The organism is Mesorhizobium sp. f-mel (assembly GCF_053850215.1).
The window spans coordinates 136481-154001 of the sequence record NZ_JBSPTO010000011.1 but is presented as its reverse complement, the minus strand read 5'-3'; the positions used below and the strand labels follow the sequence as shown (position 1 = coordinate 154001).

Annotated in this window: 19 protein-coding genes and 1 pseudogene; 12 read left to right on the top strand and 8 right to left on the bottom strand. The window is 62.9% G+C overall.

Going from position 1 to position 17521, the window contains the following annotated elements; translation table 11 throughout:
- The first annotated feature begins 2 nt into the window (after positions 1-2).
- The 9 genes from ACWUKX_RS16365 (at position 3) to ACWUKX_RS16325 (ending at position 8680) form a co-directional block, all read left to right on the top strand.
- Positions 3-1130: a transporter substrate-binding protein gene (locus tag ACWUKX_RS16365; protein WP_456007921.1), complete on the top strand. Its 1128-nt coding sequence runs from the start codon at positions 3-5 to the stop codon at positions 1128-1130.
- Positions 1127-1726: an ANTAR domain-containing response regulator gene (locus tag ACWUKX_RS16360; RefSeq protein WP_287094168.1), complete on the top strand. Its 600-nt coding sequence runs from the start codon at positions 1127-1129 to the stop codon at positions 1724-1726. Before ACWUKX_RS16365 ends, ACWUKX_RS16360 begins: the two co-directional genes overlap by 4 nt.
- Positions 1704-2612 carry an ABC transporter permease gene (locus ACWUKX_RS16355; protein WP_456007920.1) on the top strand — a complete coding sequence of 303 codons (909 nt, stop codon included), beginning with the start codon at positions 1704-1706 and terminating at the stop codon, positions 2610-2612. Before ACWUKX_RS16360 ends, ACWUKX_RS16355 begins: the two co-directional genes overlap by 23 nt.
- Positions 2609-3529, top strand: coding sequence for an ABC transporter permease (locus ACWUKX_RS16350; protein WP_456007919.1), 921 nt, complete (start codon positions 2609-2611; stop codon positions 3527-3529). Before ACWUKX_RS16355 ends, ACWUKX_RS16350 begins: the two co-directional genes overlap by 4 nt.
- Positions 3530-3574: 45 nt before the next feature.
- On the top strand, positions 3575-5218 hold the full coding sequence (locus tag ACWUKX_RS16345) for an ABC transporter substrate-binding protein (RefSeq protein WP_456007918.1): 1644 nt from the start codon (positions 3575-3577) through the stop codon (positions 5216-5218).
- Complete coding sequence (locus tag ACWUKX_RS16340) at positions 5208-6152, top strand: acetamidase/formamidase family protein (RefSeq protein ID WP_456007917.1); 945 nt, start codon at positions 5208-5210, stop codon at positions 6150-6152. Before ACWUKX_RS16345 ends, ACWUKX_RS16340 begins: the two co-directional genes overlap by 11 nt.
- Entirely contained in the window at positions 6149-7981 is a 1833-nt protein-coding gene (locus ACWUKX_RS16335) for an ABC transporter ATP-binding protein (RefSeq protein ID WP_456007916.1), read from the top strand. The genes ACWUKX_RS16340 and ACWUKX_RS16335 overlap by 4 nt, the downstream gene beginning before the upstream one ends.
- 144 nt (positions 7982-8125) lie before the next feature.
- Positions 8126-8299 (top strand): hypothetical protein, encoded by a 174-nt coding sequence (locus tag ACWUKX_RS16330; RefSeq protein WP_456007915.1) that lies wholly within the window; start codon positions 8126-8128, stop codon positions 8297-8299.
- Between the two features lie 36 nt (positions 8300-8335).
- On the top strand, positions 8336-8680 hold the full coding sequence (locus tag ACWUKX_RS16325) for a glycine cleavage T C-terminal barrel domain-containing protein (protein ID WP_456007934.1): 345 nt from the start codon (positions 8336-8338) through the stop codon (positions 8678-8680).
- A 195-nt stretch (positions 8681-8875) separates the two neighbouring features.
- Here ACWUKX_RS16325 and ACWUKX_RS16320 read toward each other — a convergent pair whose 3' ends face one another.
- From ACWUKX_RS16320 to ACWUKX_RS16290, 7 genes are all read right to left on the bottom strand, one after another.
- Complete coding sequence (locus ACWUKX_RS16320) at positions 8876-9163, bottom strand: GIY-YIG nuclease family protein (protein ID WP_456007914.1); 288 nt, start codon at positions 9161-9163, stop codon at positions 8876-8878.
- Between the two features lie 319 nt (positions 9164-9482).
- Positions 9483-10397: a nitrilase-related carbon-nitrogen hydrolase gene (locus tag ACWUKX_RS16315; RefSeq protein WP_456007913.1), complete on the bottom strand. Its 915-nt coding sequence runs from the start codon at positions 10395-10397 to the stop codon at positions 9483-9485.
- Positions 10398-10424: 27 nt separating this feature from the next.
- Positions 10425-10772 carry a RidA family protein gene (locus tag ACWUKX_RS16310; protein ID WP_456007933.1) on the bottom strand — a complete coding sequence of 116 codons (348 nt, stop codon included), beginning with the start codon at positions 10770-10772 and terminating at the stop codon, positions 10425-10427.
- A 14-nt stretch (positions 10773-10786) separates the two neighbouring features.
- Entirely contained in the window at positions 10787-11965 is a 1179-nt protein-coding gene (locus ACWUKX_RS16305; protein ID WP_456007912.1) for an NAD(P)/FAD-dependent oxidoreductase, read from the bottom strand.
- Positions 11966-11967: 2 nt separating this feature from the next.
- Positions 11968-12936 (bottom strand): D-2-hydroxyacid dehydrogenase, encoded by a 969-nt coding sequence (locus ACWUKX_RS16300; RefSeq protein WP_456007932.1) that lies wholly within the window; start codon positions 12934-12936, stop codon positions 11968-11970.
- 2 nt (positions 12937-12938) lie between these two features.
- Positions 12939-13736, bottom strand: a complete 798-nt coding sequence (locus ACWUKX_RS16295) for a pyrroline-5-carboxylate reductase (protein ID WP_456007911.1) — start codon at positions 13734-13736, stop codon at positions 12939-12941.
- Between the two features lie 104 nt (positions 13737-13840).
- On the bottom strand, positions 13841-14311 hold the full coding sequence (locus tag ACWUKX_RS16290) for a methyltransferase family protein (RefSeq protein WP_456007910.1): 471 nt from the start codon (positions 14309-14311) through the stop codon (positions 13841-13843).
- A gap of 136 nt (positions 14312-14447) precedes the next feature.
- Here ACWUKX_RS16290 and ACWUKX_RS16285 point away from each other — a divergent pair, with 136 nt between their 5' ends.
- Both ACWUKX_RS16285 and ACWUKX_RS16280 read left to right on the top strand, forming a co-directional pair.
- On the top strand, positions 14448-14951 hold the full coding sequence (locus ACWUKX_RS16285; protein WP_456007909.1) for a MarR family winged helix-turn-helix transcriptional regulator: 504 nt from the start codon (positions 14448-14450) through the stop codon (positions 14949-14951).
- Positions 14952-15168: 217 nt separating this feature from the next.
- Positions 15169-15474, top strand: a complete 306-nt coding sequence (locus tag ACWUKX_RS16280; protein ID WP_456007908.1) for a hypothetical protein — start codon at positions 15169-15171, stop codon at positions 15472-15474.
- A 73-nt stretch (positions 15475-15547) separates the two neighbouring features.
- On the opposite strand, the gene ACWUKX_RS16275 is transcribed toward ACWUKX_RS16280, so the two are convergent.
- Positions 15548-15781, bottom strand: a complete 234-nt coding sequence (locus ACWUKX_RS16275; RefSeq protein ID WP_287072072.1) for a hypothetical protein — start codon at positions 15779-15781, stop codon at positions 15548-15550.
- Positions 15782-16164: 383 nt separating this feature from the next.
- Between ACWUKX_RS16275 and ACWUKX_RS16270 the strand changes: the two are divergent.
- Positions 16165-17498, top strand: a pseudogene (locus ACWUKX_RS16270) (tyrosine-type recombinase/integrase).
- The last annotated feature ends 23 nt before the right edge of the window (positions 17499-17521 follow it).

Sequence of the window (17521 nt, the reverse complement as noted above, 5' to 3'; positions counted from 1 at the left end):
GCTTGGGACGGCGTATCGAAATCGGCATCCTTTACTCGCGGTCGGGCAACTACCGCCTGCTGTCCGAATCCTGCCGTTCGGGTGCGATGACGGCCATCGCCGATGTCAACGCCGATCCCGCCATCCCGATCGAATTCGTTCCGGTGGAGCGCGACCCGCAGGGCAACATCGATGGCTACGCGACGGGCTGCGCCGACATTCTCGCCAACAGCGGCGCGCGCCACATCATTGGCTGCATCACGTCATGGAGCCGCAAGGAGGTCATTCCGATCCTTGAGCGCGCCGGCGGCACGCTCTGGTATGCCTGCCCCTATGAGGGCTTCGAAGCGAACGAGCATGTCGTCTACATGCACGCTTGCCCAAACCAGCATCTCGTCCCGCTGCTGGCCCATGTCGTGCCGCGCTTCGGCGCCAACGGCTTCCTGCTCGGGTCGAACTATATCTGGGGCTGGGAGACCAACCGTGTCGCCCGCGACCTGATCGCCGACGCCGGCGGCAAGGTTTTGGGCGAGCGCTATCTGCCGCTCGGCGAGGCCGATGTCTCCAGGCTGATCGCCGAGATCCAGGCGACCCGGCCGGATTTCATCCTGAATAACCTGATCGGCTCGTCGTCCTATGCCTTCATCGCGGCCTATGCCGAACTTGCCGAACGCGACCCGCATTTCAGGCCGGAGCGCTGCCCGATCCTGTCCTGCAATCTGACCGAATGCGAGTTGCCGGCGCTCAACGAGGCGGGCAACGGCCACCTTTCCGTCGGGCCGTACTTCCACGATATCTCGGCAGCGGATCGCCATGGGGATTCGGCGCCCTCCGTCATGCCTGCCTCGTCCTTCGAGGCGGCCGCCTATGCCTCGGTGCGGACGCTTGCCGAAATCCTCGCCCGCAATCCCGGCGCACAATGGCCGGATCTTCCCAAGGCTTTTGCCGGAACGTCGTTTCGAACCCCGCTCGGCGACATCTCCATCGATCCGCAAACCCAGCACGCCACCTTGCCGGTGCAGATCGGGCGCATTGAGGGCACCGCGTTCAGGACCGTCACGCTGACCAAGGGTGTCGCGCCCGATCCCTATCTGTCCCGCTATGACCGGACCGAGACATTCGGCCGCCCTCGCCTGAGGGTGGTGTCGTGAGCAAGGTCCCGCGCATCCCGAATCTCGGCGGCGCCAGGGCCTTTGTCTTGCATCGTCCGCATCCGACGGTGCAGGCGATCACGCGGCAATTGTCGGCCATCGGCCTCGAGACGATCGGCTGCTGGCCGGAACTGCCGGCCGAGGCGCTGGCGGCGGACTTCGTCTTCTTCGATGCCGATCTCGGCTTCGACGAACAATTCCCATGGGCGCCGGGTGAGGCGCCGATGCCGCTGGTGGCGCTGATCGGCTCCGAAGCGCCAGGCCGCATCGAGTGGGCGCTGTCGCACAAGGCCGATGCCCAGTTGCTGAAGCCGGTCGGCAATGCCGGCGTCTACAGCGCCCTTTTGATCGCGCGGCAGAGTTTCGAGGCGCGCAAGCTCTTGGCAAGCGAGATATCGTCGCTTCGTCTGCGCGTCGCGGAGCGCCAGACCATCGTGCGCGCGGTGGAGGCCTTGTCGAAGGGCGCCGAGGACGGCCGCGCCTATGCGCAGCTCCGGTCGCTGGCGATGAGCTGGCAGATCAGTGTCGAGGAGGCCGCGCGCAGGATCGTGGCGATGACGGAAGAAGGCGGCGATGACCAGTCCCATCGCGCCTGAACTTCCGGCAACCGGGCGCATGCCGGTCAAGCCACGCGCCGGCGTCTGGCGGCGCCTGGTCAAGCGCCCTCTGGCGCTGCTCGGCCTGATGATCGTTGCCATCGTCGTGGTTGGCGCCATCCTGGCGCCGTGGTTGACCGGCTACGATCCGAACGAGCAGATGTTTGACGGGCTGACGCTTGAAGGTGCGCCCTTGCCGCCGAATGCCAGCTTCTGGCTGGGCACGGATCTGCTCGGCCGCGATCTGCTGACCCGCATCCTTTTCGGCGCACGCACCTCGCTGATCATCGGCATCGTCGCCAACGGCGTGGCGCTTCTGATCGGCACGCTGGTCGGCGTCACCGCGGGTTATTTCCGCGGCTGGATCGGCAGCGCGCTGATGCGCTTCACCGATCTGATGATGGCCTTTCCGGCGCTGCTGCTCGCCATCTGCCTGGCGGCGGTGCTCCAGCCGAGCCTGTGGATCGTCGCCATGGTGATCGCACTGGTGAACTGGGTGCAGACCGCGCGGGTCATCTACACCGAGACCAGCTCGCTCGCCGAGCGCGAGTTCATCGACGCTGAGCGTACGATCGGGGCCAGCGCATCACGCATCCTGTTTCGCCATATCCTGCCGCATCTGCTGCCGACGATCATCGTCTGGGGCACGCTCGGCATCTCGACCACGGTGCTGCTCGAAGCAACGCTCAGTTATCTCGGCATCGGCGTGCAGCCGCCGACCGCATCCTGGGGCAACATCATTTTCGAGAACCAGACCTATTTCCAGGCAGCGCCCTGGCTGGTCTTCTTTCCAGGTGCGGCGATCCTGGCGCTGGCCCTGGCCTTCAATCTCATCGGCGATGCGCTGCGCGACATCCTCGATCCGACGCAAAGGGGCCGAGCATGATCGCCTATCTCGGCCGCCGTATCATTCAATCGCTGCTCATCCTGCTCGGCGTCTCGCTGATCACCTTTGCGTTGCTCTACCTGCTGCCCGCCGACCCCGTCCGCCAGATCGCCGGCCGCAGCGCCACGCCCGAGACAGTCGAGAACATCCGCCGGCAGCTCGGCCTCGATCAGCCCTTCTTCATCCAGTACTGGCACTATCTGACCAGCTTGCTCAGCGGCGATCTCGGCCGCTCCTATATCCAACGTTCCGAGGTCACGGAGCTCATCGTCTCGCGGCTGCCGGCAAGCCTGCTTTTGATGGTCGGCGCCATCCTTTGCGAGCTGGCGATCGGCCTGACGATGGGCCTGCTTGCCGCCGTCAGGCGTGGCACCGCCATCGACCAGACGCTGATGGTCGCGTCCTTTGTCGGCGTCTCGGCGCCGCAATTCGTCGTCGGCCTGCTGCTTCTTTATGTATTCGCCGTGCGGCTCGGCTGGTTTCCGATCGGCGGCTACGGCACCTGGCGCCATTTGGTGCTGCCCTCGCTGACCATGGGGATCCTCGGCGCCGGCTGGTACGCCCGCATGATGCGCTCGTCGATGATCGACGTGCTGCGCCAGGACTATATGCGGACCGCCCGCGCCAAGGGCCTTGCGCGCGGCGCCATCATTTTCCGCCACGCACTGCCCAACGCCATCCTGCCGGTCATCGCCATGATCGGCATCGACATCGGCATCTTCATGGGCGGCATCGTGGTGGTCGAAAGCGTGTTCGGCTGGCCCGGCATCGGCCAGCTTGCCTGGCAGGCCATCCAGCGCGTCGACATTCCGATCATCATGGGTGTCACCCTGGTTTCGGCCTTCGCCATCGTGCTCGGCAATCTCCTGGCCGACACCGTCGCACCGTTCATCGACCCGCGCATCAAGCTCAGATGAAAACCAAAAAAAGACCGACAACAAACCAGAGAAAGGGAACATGAGATGAAGAAATTCTTGACCTCCACCGTAGCGGCATCGGCGCTCGCACTGATGCTCGGCATGGCAAGCGTACGCGCCGAAGACGCCGTCGATCCGAACGCCAAGCAGGGCGGCGCGATCACCATCACCTACAAGGACGACGTCGCCACGCTCGATCCGGCCATCGGCTATGACTGGCAGAACTGGTCGATGATCAAGAGCCTGTTCGACGGACTGATGGACTACGAGCCGGGCACCACCAATCTGCGGCCCGACCTCGCCGAGAGCTACGAGATTGCGCCCGACGGCAAGACCTTCACCTTCAAGCTGCGCCAAGGGGTAAAGTTCCACAATGGCCGCGAGATGACCGCCGATGATGTGAAGTATTCGCTCGACCGCGTCACCAATCCGAAGACGCAGAGCCCCGGCGCCGGCTTCTTCGGCTCGATCAAGGGCCATGACGATGTCGCTGCCGGCAAGGCGGAAAGCCTGGTGGGCGTCACCGTCGTCGATCCCTACACGATCAAGTTCGAACTGACCCGGCCCGACGCCACCTTCCTGCATGTCATGGCCATCAACTTCTCGCATGTCGTGCCGAAGGAGGAAGTCGAGAAATACGGCGCGGACTTCGGCAAGCATCCGGTCGGCACCGGGGCTTTCAAGTTCGCCGAATGGACGCTCGGCCAGCGCGTCGTCTTCGAGCGCAACCCGGATTACTGGCACAAGGGCCTGCCGCATCTCGACAAGATCACCTTCGAGATTGGGCAGGAGCCGATCGTGGCGCTGCTGCGGCTGCAGAAGGGCGAGATCGACATTCCCGGCGACGGCATTCCGCCGGCCAAGTTCCAGGAGGTGATGGCCGATCCCGAGCAAAAGGCCCGCGTCGTCGAGGGCGGCCAGTTGCACACCGGCTACATCACCATGAACACCACCATGGCGCCTTTCGACAATGTGAAGGTACGGCAAGCGGTCAACATGGCGATCAACAAGGACCGTATCGTCCAGTTGATCAACAACCGTGCGGTGCCGGCCAACCAGCCGCTGCCGCCGTCGATGCCCAGCTACGACAAGGAATTCAAGGGCTATCCCTATGACGTGGCCAAGGCCAAGGCATTGCTTGCCGAGGCCGGTCATCCCGATGGTTTCGACACGCAGCTGTTCGCCATGAACACCGATCCCAACCCGCGCATCGCCCAGGCGATCCAGCAGGATCTGGCGGCGATCGGCATCAAGGCCAGCATCCAGTCGCTCGCGCAGGCCAACGTCATCGCCGCCGGCGGCGACAAGGCCGGCGCGCCGATGATCTGGTCCGGCGGCATGGCCTGGATCGCCGATTTCCCCGATCCCTCGAACTTCTACGGGCCGATCCTCGGCTGCGCCGGCGCGGTTCCGGGCGGCTGGAACTGGTCGTGGTACTGCAACAAGGATCTCGACGCCAAGGCGGCGGAGGCCGACTCGATCGTCGATCCGGCCAAATCAGGCGAACGTGCCAAGATCTGGAGCGCGATCTACGGCAAGATCATGGAAGACGCGCCCTGGGCACCGGTCTTCAACGAGCAGCGTTTCACCATGAAATCGGCCCGGATGGGTGGCGCCGACAATCTCTATGTCGATCCCGTCCATATCCCGATCAATTATGAGAATGTGTATGTGACCGATGTGCAATAACTGCGACTACACCATCCATGGGCGCCATCACCATTTCGGCTGGGACAATTCCTTTGTCCCGACTGAGCGGGTGGCGCCCGGTTCGACGATCGAGTTCCAGTGCCTCGATTCGTCGGGTGGCCAGCTTCAGGCCGACAGCACCGTTGCCGACGTCGCTTTGCTCGACTTCGCCAAGGTGAACCCCGTCACCGGGCCCATCTATGTCGAAGGTGCCGAGCCGGGCGATGCACTGAAGATCACAGTTGAGGCGTTCAAGCCGTCCGGCTTCGGTTGGACGGCGAACATTCCGGGGTTCGGCCTGCTCGCCGACGACTTCCCGGAACCAGCGCTGAACATCTGGAAATACGACGCCGCCTCGCTCGAGCCGGCGCTGTTCGGCAAGCATGCGCGGGTGCCGCTAAAACCCTTTGCCGGCACCATCGGCAACGCGCCGGCTGAAATGGGCCTCCACTCGGTGGTGCCGCCAAGGCGCGTCGGTGGCAATCTCGACATCCGGGATCTCGCGGCCGGCACCACGCTGTATCTGCCGGTGGAGGTGGCCGGTGCGCTGTTTTCGGTTGGCGACACGCATGCCGCGCAGGGCGACGGCGAAGTGTGCGGCACGGCGATCGAAAGCCCGATGGATGTCGTGCTCAAGCTCGACCTGATTAAGGATATCAGGCTGAAGACACCGCGCTTCACCACGCCTGGCCCGGTGACGCGCCATCTCGATGCCAAGGGCTATGAGGTGACGACCGGCATCGGACCGGACCTGATGACGGGCGCCAGGGAAGCGGTCTCCCAGATGGTCGACCTGCTTGCCGGCCGCTACGCAATGGACCCGGTCGAGGCCTACATGCTGGTTTCGGTCTGCGGCGATCTCCGGATCAGCGAGATCGTCGACATGCCGAACTGGGTGGTGTCGTTCTACTTCCCGCGCTGCGTCTTCGAATGAGCAAAGGCGCAGGCAGCAAGCGGACCGGGGCTTTTGCCCTGGCCGTTTCGGTCGCGGCCGGACCGGTGCTGGAAATCTCCGGCCTCACCGTCAGCGTGCGTGGCGAAGATGGCGAGCGGCCGGTGGTATCAGACCTATCGTTCTCGCTTTCGCGCGGCGAGACGCTTTGCATTGCCGGTGAATCCGGTTCCGGCAAATCGATGACGGCGCTGGCGATCATGCAGTTGCTGCCGCAGCCGGCCGCCCGGATAGAATCCGGCACGATCCGGCTTCGCGATATCGATCGAGGTGACATCGATCTGGCTGGGCTCGATGAGCGTCGGATGCGCCGCATTCGCGGCGACCGCATCGCGATGATCTTCCAGGAGCCGATGACATCGCTCAATCCGGTGCTGTCGATCGGCCGACAGCTGGTCGAATCCATCGAGGCCCATACCGGCCTGTCACGCGCCGAGGCGCGCTGGCGCGCCATGGAGGCGCTGAAGGCCGTCCGCATCCCGGAAGCCGAAAGCCGGCTAAAACAGTTTCCGCACGAACTGTCCGGCGGTATGCGCCAGCGCGTGATGATCGCCATGGCGCTGGCGCTGAAACCGGATGTGCTGATCGCCGACGAGCCGACGACGGCGCTCGACGTCACCGTGCAAGGCGAGGTGCTGGAACTGCTGCGCGATCTGCAGCGCGAACACGGCACCAGCATCATCCTCATCACCCACGACATGGGCGTGGTCGCCGAAATGGCCGATCGCGTCGTCATCATGCGGCACGGCCGCATGGTCGAGGAGGGAACAGCCGCCGATATCTTTTCCCGCCCGCAAGCCGACTATACGCGTGAACTGCTCGCCGCCGTGCCGCGCATTGGTACCGGCGTCGGCCGCCAAAAATCCGCCGAACAAAAATCCGTCGAAGCGGAAATGCCCGCAAGCGTGGCGGTGGTCAACGATCTGCATGTCCATTTCGACCTGCGCGGTGGCTTCTTCGGCCAAGTGAACCGCCGTGTCCACGCCGTCGAAGGCATCAGCTTTTCGATCGCGCCGCACGAGACGCTGGCGCTGGTCGGCGAATCCGGCTGCGGCAAGTCGACCACCGCCAAGGCGCTGGCCGGGCTTGTGCCCTACCACGGCGATATCGTGATCGGCGGGCGCAATCTGGCGGGCCTTGGCCGTGACCAGCGCAAGGCGGTTCGCCGCGACGTGCAGATGATTTTCCAGGATCCCTACGCCTCGCTCGACCCGCGCATGCGCGTCGGCGACCTCGTTGCCGAGCCGCTGTTGATCCACGGCATTGCCTCGAAGGAAGAGCGCGGCCAGCTTGTGGCGGCATTGTTCGAGCGCGTCGGCCTGTCGGCCGACCAGATGGAGCTTTATCCGCACGAATTCTCGGGCGGCCAGCGCCAGCGCATCTGCATCGCCCGCGCTCTGGCGCTCAGGCCCAAGCTCATCATCGCCGACGAAAGCGTTTCGGCGCTCGACGTGTCGGTGCAGGCCCGCGTGCTCGACCTGCTGAAGGAACTGCAGCGCGAATTCGCCATCGCCTATCTGTTCATCTCGCACGACATGGCGGTGGTCGAGAACATTTCCGATCGTGTCGCCGTCATGTATCTCGGCCAGATCGTCGAAATGGGCACCCGCGACCAGGTCTTTTCGAACCCGCGCCATCCCTACACGAAGCGCTTGATCGAGGCCGTGCCGGTGCCCGATCCGGCAAGGCGCCGGCCGCGTTTCGCGCGTCTCGACCAGGAGATCCCGAGCCCGACTCGAAAAATCGGCGAGGAGCCGCCGAAACTGGCCCTGAAGGATCTTGGCAACGGTCATCTCGTTGCTGTTTCCTAGAGCGGGATGAATTTAGGTTGGCGGGCCGCGCTCGCGCGAGTTTTTGAAGGTGCTGGTGCAGGACGCTGATCTGGATGGGCTGAAACGCTGGTCGTTCACCACAGCGCGCATCGGCGAGACGAAGCGCTGATCTCGCGCACCGGCGTGACCGGCGAGCTCGGCTTCGAGCTGTTCGTGCCGGCCGACGTGGCCGCTGCAGTCTGGGACACGTTGATGCGGGCCGGCCAGGACTTCGGCCTAAAACCCTACGGCGTGCTGGCGATGTTCACGCTGGGGCTGGAGAAGGCCTATCCGGTGCACGGCATCGAGATGGACTAGACCCGCACGCCGTTCCATGTCGGCCTCGACCGCTGGATCAAGTTCGACAAGGGCGATTTCGTCGGCCGCGAGGCGCTGCTCAAGGTCCGCGACACAGGCGTCGACGAGCGCTGGACCGGGCTGATCGTCGAAGGCGGCACGCCGGCCGAAACCAATGCGCGGGTTCTGGCCGATGGCGAGGATGCCGGCGTCGTCACTTATAGCGACCACGGCTATTCGCTCGGCAAGCTGCTGGCGACCGCGCATCTGCGGCTGCCGTTCACGCAGATCGGCACAGTGCTCAGCATCGACATCGATGACCCGCCGACACGCGCGGTGGTGTCTGCGATGCCGTTCTTCGATTCTGACGGGGTGAGGCTGAGGGCATCCTCGACACAGTAGTTTTGGCAGGTCGAGCCGATCGGCAGCGAACGTCGATGATTCCTGTCAGTGGCAGGTCGCAAACATCTAGGATTAGCCGAAGCATCCCTCCACTTCGTCATCCCAGGGCGGAGCAAGGAGCGAAGCGACGCGGCGCAGACCCTGGGATCCATTCCGTTACCTTGCGGCAGTGCTCCGGCGGACCAGAACCGAACGCTACCACCCCGTTCCGCGAAAGAGCTCGAACCACTCCGGATTGGTCTTCTCGATCAGCTCGATCTTCCATTGGCGCGGCCAACGCTTCAGCGACTTCTCACGCTGGATGGCGTCTCGAATGTCGAAATGTTCCTCGTACCAGACCAGACGCTGCACGCCGTAGCGGCTGGTGAAGCGCGAGCTTTGGCCGGATTTGTGCTCCGGCATGCGGCGGCCGAGGTCGTTGGTGACGCCGATGTAGATCGTGCCGCGCTTCTGGCTCGCGGTCATATAGGCATAGCCGGTCATGGCTGAAGGGTAACGAGCACAGTTGCGAATACAAGCACCGTTCTGAGCCGCTGCATTCTTCGGCTGAGGTAACGGCATGGATCCCAGGGTCTGCGCCGCGTCGCTTCGCTCCTTGCTCCGCCCTGGGATGACGAAGTCGTGGTGACTTATGCCCAATCGCCAGCGTCAGAGATGGCGGCTGGAGGCCGGCCGACGACCGTCCACAGCCGCTTTCAGGCTCAGTCTAAGAACCAAAGTCCTCTGTGCAGAGGAACTAGTTTCGAAGTCCTGTGATGGTAACGCAATAACGGAACGCGAACGGCCAGCGACGGCCGTCACCTCAAACCTGATCCGCGATCAGCCGGTATTGGTCGGGCCGGCGATATCTGGCGAAGTCGAAATTCACCTTGCGGCAGACGGCGATCAGGTCGAGATCGGCGCGATGGACGATCATCTCGTCGTCGAGCGACATCGCGTGCGCCGCGATTTCGCCGGTCGGGGCGATGATGCAGGAGCCGCCGATCAAGGCCTGGCCGTCCTCGACGCCGGCCTTGGCCGCTGCCGCGACCCAGACCGTGTTCTGATAGGCGCCGGCCTGCATCGGCAGATGATTGTGGAACATGCGCAGATGCGCCAGCGCCGGCGCCTCATCGAGCAGCAGCGGCGTGTTGTAGCCGATCAGGACAATTTCGGCGCCGTTGAGGCAGAGCATGCGGTAGGTCTCCGGCCAGCGCCGGTCGTTGCAGATGGCCATGCCGACGCGCACGCCGCGATAGACGAAGACCGGAAAGCCGAGATTGCCCGGCTCGAAATAACGCCGCTCGAGATGCACGGTCGTGCCCGGTTCCGGCTCACTTGATCCCGGAACATGGATTTTGCGATAGCGCCCGACAAGCTTGCCGTCCTGCCCGACCAGATCCATCGTGTTGAAGCGGCGCGTTACCCCGTCGACGCGCGTCAGCTCGGCGTATCCGAGCGCAAAGCCTATCTTGAGCCGCGCCGCGGTGTCGTAAAGGCGCTGCGTCTGCGGGCCCGGCATGGCGGGCTCGAAGAACGCCTCGATCTCGGCCTGATCGTCGATGCGCCAGCGCGGAAAGAACGTTGTCAGCGCCAGTTCGGGAAACACTGCGATTTCAGCGCCGGCGGCCGCCGCTTTTTCCAGAAGCGCGACCAGCCGGTCCACCGTTTCGGACCGTTGCGCGCTTTTCTGTATCGGGCCGGTCTGGCAGACCGCGATGATCAGGTCTCGAGCCATGGCGTCGTCTCCCCAATAGATCGCAGTTCAGGCGGCAGCGGTCACCATGATCTCGACGCGATAGTCGTCGCCGGCGAGCCGGGCTTCGACCGTTGCCCGCACCGGCATGGCGCTTTTGTCGATCCAGACGTCCCAGGCGGCGTTCATCTTGTCGAAATCGGCAATGTCGCGCAGCCATACCGTGGCGCTCAGGATCCTGGACTTGTCGCTGCCGGCCTTCGCCAGATAGGCGTCGATCTTGGCGAGCACGTCGCGCGTCTGCTGCGTGGTGTCGCCCGACAGATCGTCGGCCGTCATGCCGGCCAGATAGACAATGCCATTGTGGCTGAGCACGCGGCAGAAGCGTGGGCCATTCTCGAAGCGTTCGATCGTCATGCGGTCATCCTTGCTCACGGTGCTTTTTCCTCTGGCGCGGATGTCGTCCTGATCCGGCCAGGCGCAAGATCGCCCGCCTCGATGCCTTGACGCAACAGTTCATCCGGCAACAGCCCGGTGCGGATCAGATCGCGACATGCCCTGGCCAGCGCCGGCGATGTCTTGATGCCATAGCCGCCCTGGCCCGCCAGCCAGAAGAAGCCCTCGGCCTTGGCATCGAAGCCGACCACCGGCGAGGCGTCGCGCACAAAGCTGCGCAGCCCCGCCCATTGATGTTCGATCCGGCGCACGTCGATCGTCGTCGCCCGCTGCAGGCGATCGACGCCGACGGCGACATCGAAATCATCGGGATAAGCGTCCATCGGCTCGCTTGGGGTGGCATCCGCCGGCGAGACGAAAATCCGGCCGGCGTCCGGCTTGAAGTAGAATTCCTCGCCGACATCGTTGACCAGCGGCCACCCGGCAATGGCGACGCCGTCCGGTGCTGCGACATGGAACGCGGTGCGCCGCTTCGGCACCAGACCGATCGGAGCAACTCCAGCCAGACCGGCGATCCTGTCCGCCCAGGCGCCGGCCGCGTTGACGAGGATCGGCGCGGCGAACAGTCCCTGGCTCGTCTGCAGGACCCAGCGATCCTTGTGCCGCTCGATCGCGTCGACGCCTGCATTGGTGACGATTAGGCCGCCACGCTTGCGCGCATTGCGCAGGAAGCCCTGATGAAGCTCGTTGACGTCGATCTCGCGACAACCCGGTTCGACGATCGCACCGGCGACATAATCGGCTCGCAGCACCGGCACGCGCGCCAACGCCTCTTCGGGGCTGACCCGATGGATCGACGGCACGAATTGCCTGGCCCTTTCGAGTTCCTCTTCAAGCCGGCCGAGCTGATCCTGACGCTCGATGGTCAGCATGCCACGCGGAAGCATCAAGGGATGATCGCAAAAGTCCTCGGGCGGCGCTTCGAGAAAAGACCTGCTGGCGATCGCCAGCCGTCGGATGACGGCGTTGCCGTAATTCTCCGTAAAACTCGCGGCCGACCGGCCGGTGGAATGGTAGCCGCAATGGCTTTCCCGCTCGAGCAGGATGACCGACGAGACGGCCGCCAGTTCATAGGCCGCACTCGCTCCGGCAATGCCGCCGCCGATGATCGCGATCTCGGCTTCTTGTATCGAGGCGCTTTCGGGAGACTTCATCGCTAATAACCGCGCATTGGATCGACAACGCCGAGCAGCCTTTCGCCGCGCCGATAGCGGCTGAGATTGTCTGCGAACATATCAAGCGCTTTCTCCTCCCAGCCGTCATAGACCGACGAGCAATGCGGCGTGACGATCACGTTCTCATAGCCCCAAAGTGGATGATCCGCCGGCAGCGGCTCGGTCGAAAAGACATCGAGCGCGGCGCCTTTGATGCGGCCGCCGTCAAGCGCCGACAGCAGCGCTGCCTCATCCACGACGCCACCACGCGAAACGTCGATGAGCACCGCCGACGGCTTCATCGCGGCAAACGCCGCAGCGCCGATCAGCCCGCGCGTCGCCTCCAGCAGCGGCACGCAACAGGCGATGAAGTCTGCCCGGCCCCAAAGTCCCGGCAATGCCTCGATACCGTGAACCTCGTCGACATCGGCGGTTGGCCTGGGATGCGCACGTACGCCGAACGTCGTCAGCCCCAAGGCTTTGGCGCGCCGGGCCAATGCCTGCCCGGTCCTGCCGAGGCCGAGCAGCAGCAAGGTCTTGCCCTGGATTGGCTCGACCGCCCCAGTGATCCATGTCCGTTCGCGCTGATGCCTGGCGAAATTTCGAAGACCCAGCGAGAAGGACAGCATCGCCCCCAGTACGTATTCGGCCATCATATCGGCCGCGACACCGGCGGCGTTCGTCACCGTCACCTTTTCGGGGTTCCAGGGACCCAGATGATCCGTTCCCGACCCGCCGACCGACACCCATTTCACCGTCGGGCTCTCCAGGAGAGCGGAGCGCGGAAAGCGCGCTGTGCCGTCGAAGCGCACCGAGTAGACGATCTCGGCCTTTGTCTCTTCTATCAGGGCGGCCAGGCCGGCGTAGCTGTCACAAGGGTAGACCGAAAGCCCCGGATGCTTGTCCCGCAACAGCTTCATCGCCACGGCCGGCGCGTTGGTGTGGAGGATTATGGTAGGGCCGGCTGTCATCGTCACGATGGAGGACCAATGCGTGGCGCTGCTCCTGCCGAGATACGCCGATGCACGCCATCCAGGCTTTCTGCGAAGGCATCAAAGACGTTCCGGGCCGTGAGCTCGCGCAAAACCTGTTCGTTGAGCCCGCCGCGTGTTGCATAGTCTCGCGCCAGATCCATGAAGCCCGTATTCGGCGTCGTCTCCGGTGCGTTGGCCAGCGCTTTGAATATGGTGACGATATAGTCGCGCGCCCGCGCCTCGGCGACGCCATGCTGTTTCAGCCAGCCATGGATGGTATCGAGATATTTGAAATAGCTGGCAAATGTCGCGGTAACGACGCTCAGCGCGTCGAACTCGCTCGGATCCTCGACCTCGATCACCTTTCCCAGCCTGCCGAACAATGCCGCCATACGCCGATCGGGCGGACAGATGATTGTCGCTCCCTGCCTGTGAGCGATCATCGGCATGGGAAGTGCTTTCGTCACGTGCTCCGCAGGAGCGACCAACGCGGCTATTTCTTCGCGCGACAGGGTGGCGATCAAGCTGACGACGTGATGGTCCCGACGAAACCGCAATCCTGCTAGCACCTCATGCGCAATCTGCGGCCGAACCGCGAGCATGATCGTATCGCAACTGTCGAGGACTGCCTGATTATCCCGTGCAACGCGTACATCGCGATAGCGAAGCGCCAGGCCGGCAGCGATTTCTTCATTACGTGGCGACAGGAGAACCGATACGGAATTGTCTGCGGCGGATTTAAGTCCGGTGACAATCGCTGACGTGAGCGCGCCTGTGCCGATGAAGCCGAGTTTCATTTGAAATCCCTAAGCGTTGGTTCTGGATCGTCATCAGCCGACAAAATAGTACCAGCTCGGCAGGACTTTGGGATCAGAGCCCGCGATCGGCATTCTTGCGACGCTCAGAGCCACCGCCGCACGCTTTGCTTGTAGTCGAGATACGTATCGCCGAAACGCCGCTCGAGATAGGCCTCCTCGCGGGCGACGACGCCGTAGCGGATCAGGATTGCAAGCGGCAGCGTGAGGACAAGGATCCAAATATTCTGCGCGGCCACGCCGATGCCGCCATAGATGAGGAACATGCCGAGGTAGATCGGATTGCGCGTCCATCCATGGATGCCGGTCGTCACCAGCACGCGCGTCGGCTCATTCGTCGGCACCGGCGTCGCCGCACGGTAAAAGTTGCGAATGCCCGCTGCGAAAAGCGCAAAACCGATCACGATCAGCGAGCCGCCGATGATCCAGGCCCCGGGAATCGGGAACGGCAAGCGCAGCAGGCGATCCAGCACGAAGCCAATCAGAAACGCAGCGAGAAAGAGCAGGGGCGGTCTCGCGATGACGCCTGCGGTTCCGTTGTCGGTTTGCCCAGCCATTTCCATGTCTGCTCCCGCATATGCCTAGGGGCTATGAAGCCATAGCCCTGGAGTTGACAATCAAGGTGTCATTCTAAAAGTTGACAACAGCGGTGTCAATCGCGGAAATTGGCGGAGATAAAAGGGAACGGAAGCGATGGCGCCGGCACGACACGGGACTGACCGAACGACGGGGGCGGACCCCATCGTTGGCGGCAAGGCCGAGGCGATCGCCGAGCTGATGCTCGAAGTGGCCCAGTGCTTCTTCAGAATACGGGCTCTCGGCCAGAAGACAGGGCTTATCACCAGTTGGGGCGGCGGTGCGTTCGGCTTCATGCGAAGCCTCGCGCTGCTCGGCCCGCTCACCGTGCCGCAGATCGCCCGGATGCGGCCCACCAGCCGTCAGCGCATGCAGCGGCTGGCGGATGAGCTTGCGGCCGAGGGGCTCGTCGAATTCATCGACAATCCGAAGCACCGGCGCTCGAAGCTTGTGCAGCTGACGCGCAAAGGCGACGCGCGCCACAGTGAGCTGAATGCCCAGCTCATGGCGATCGCCTCGACCATGGGCGTGGCTCTCGACGAAGCGGATATCCGCAAGACCGCCGGGATCGTGCGGCAGCTGAGCGATGATGTGAAAGTCCGATCGGAGCGGCTGTCGTAGCGCTGGCGCAAAAGCGGCGCCGCGCCATTGAAGGGGAATTCCCGTCCTGCTTGAGCGCGTCCCCGATCGCGCGCCATTTCAGCTTGGATGCGCTTGGCTGTCGCCCCTTCCGTCCGGCCCCGCCGGCGAACATTTGCCAGCCGGAACCTCTGCGGAGCCGAGGCGTTCGAACCGCAGGAGCTGAGAGCTGCACCTGCAATTTGCAAAGAGTACTGCAATGGCTCAGAAATCAAAGATAACCACAGGCACAAACGACCGGCCGCGCAACGAAACCATAGGCCAATCCGGCGAACCTGATGACAGCAGCACGTCGATTGGAGTCGATGAGACCGCCGCCCGGGTGCGAAGCAAACTGCAAGGCAATCCCGAGCAATTTGGGGCACCCTATGCCGACGCGGCAGGCATTCCCGGGGCCGGCGAGCACATGTGTCACCGCTGCGCCGGGACAGGCATGATCGACGGCCGCACTTGCCCCGAATGCGGCGGAACCGGAAAGGTGACGACGCCGATAGGCGGCGGCTAAGGCGATCAGGGGGAGCGATCTCGCGGCAACCTCGATCACTGAAGAGCCGAGGGGCCGATGGCAATTGCGCGGATCAGATCGCCGGCACCCACTTCCAGAACACGCCCTCCATCCGTTCGGGATAGTGCTTGAACTCGCATTCGAAGCGCCATCCGTAAGTCTTGGCAGCCGCCAGCGCTGCCGGGCTGACCGGGTTCATGCCCGTTCCCGGCGCAAACCAGTCTTCCAGCAAGTCGTCGGGTACGTAGGCGCCGATCCGCAAAGGCAGCTTTTCGAGAACGACATCCATTTCGTCAGGTGCGGACAATGGGGTCTCCCTTCAAGATCTACACACAGACAAATAATCCGAAGCCGATTGGGTTCCAGACCACAGCTGAGAAGGCGGCCGTCAGGGGCGGGCAAGACTGGATTCGAGGTTCGGCATTGCGAGGCTGAAATCGGAGGATCGGCAGAGTTGCAAGTTGGCGCACCCGACAGGATTCGACCTGTGACCTCTGCCTTCGGAGGACGATTTAGCCAGTCTTTTCAATAGCTTGCTTTCATACGATATCGTTCGCTAAGCTACTACGACGACTTACTTTTTGTCGATCCGAAGACCGAAGCCAGTATCCTACCGCAGGCCGGAGTTTCCGTCCGGGTGCTTCCGTGGTGCTTCCGCGGGATCACTTCGACAGAGCCCTGAGGTGTGCGATGGCTAAGCTGAACAAACGAACCGTGGATCAAGCGGGGGCGGAAAAGTCGGACTACTTCCTTTGGGATGATGAGTTACCTGGGTTCGGGCTGCGCGTGTTTTCAACCGGTAAGCGCAGCTATCTCGTTCAGTATCGGGCTAAAGGTCGGACCCGCCGATTCACTATCGGTCCCCATGGGATCTGGGCTCCAGAAGCGGCTCGAAAACAGGCGCGCATATTGATCGGTCGGATCGCGCAAGGCGACAACCCTGCGGAGACGAAACTTCTCGACGCCAAAACGATCACCATCAAAGAACTCTGCACTCGGTATTAGCTGATTGTGAAGTTGGACTTGTGCAAGACAAAGGCGGCCGCCCTAAGAAACCGTCGACCATAGAGATCGACCGTAGCGGTATCAAACGTCACATCCTTCCGCTTCTCGGGAACCGGAGAGTGACCGAGATCACGCCTGCAGACATTGCCAAATTTCTGCGCGACGTTGCCAACGGCAAGACCCGAGCAGATATCAAGACGAAGAAGCGAGGGCGAGCGATCGTTCGCGGAGGCATCGGCACAGGGTCGCGCGGCATAGGTCTTCTCGGCGGGATATTCACGTACGCCATGCGGGAAGGGATCATCGAAAAGAATCCGGTTCATGGCTTTCGCAAACCAAAAGATCGCGTTCGAGACCGTCGTCTGACCGAGCGTGAGTATCGTGCGTTGGGCAAGATTCTCGCGGACGCCGCTTTCGACCCGCAGTTTTCAACGGCCACGAAAATGGTTCGGACCCTCGCTATGACAGGATGTCGACGAGGCGAGATCATCAATCTGAGAATGGGCGAGATCGATGTTCAGCGCAGTTGCATCAGGCTTGAGGACTCCAAGGAAGGTGCGTCGACCCGGGCTATCGGCCTGCCCGTGGTCGAGTTGCTCGAGCCACTATTATCCGGCGATGAGGCTGATTTTGTGTTTCCTGGTACGGAGGACGGGAAGCCATTAGTCGGGTTCCCAAAGCTGTGGGAAAAGCTCTTCAAAGACACGCCGCTTGAAAGCGTTACACCCCATGTGCTTCGTCACAGCTTCGCGAGCGTGGCAAACGATCTCGGCTTCACCGAGTCGACGATAGCTGCTTTGGTGGGCCACTCTCGCGGAACGATCACGAGCCGTTATATTCATACTGTAGACACAGCGCTCGTAATGGCAGGCGATACAGTCGCCAGCTACATTCAGGCCTTGCTTGATGGGATTCAGTTCGAGCGCGCAAATTATGCGCTCGACCACAGCATGCGTAAGGATGCTATGCGGAAATTCCTGGCGGCAGCCGTTGGGGATACCGGCACTCAGATATCGTGATAATGCAACTGCGCAACACCTTG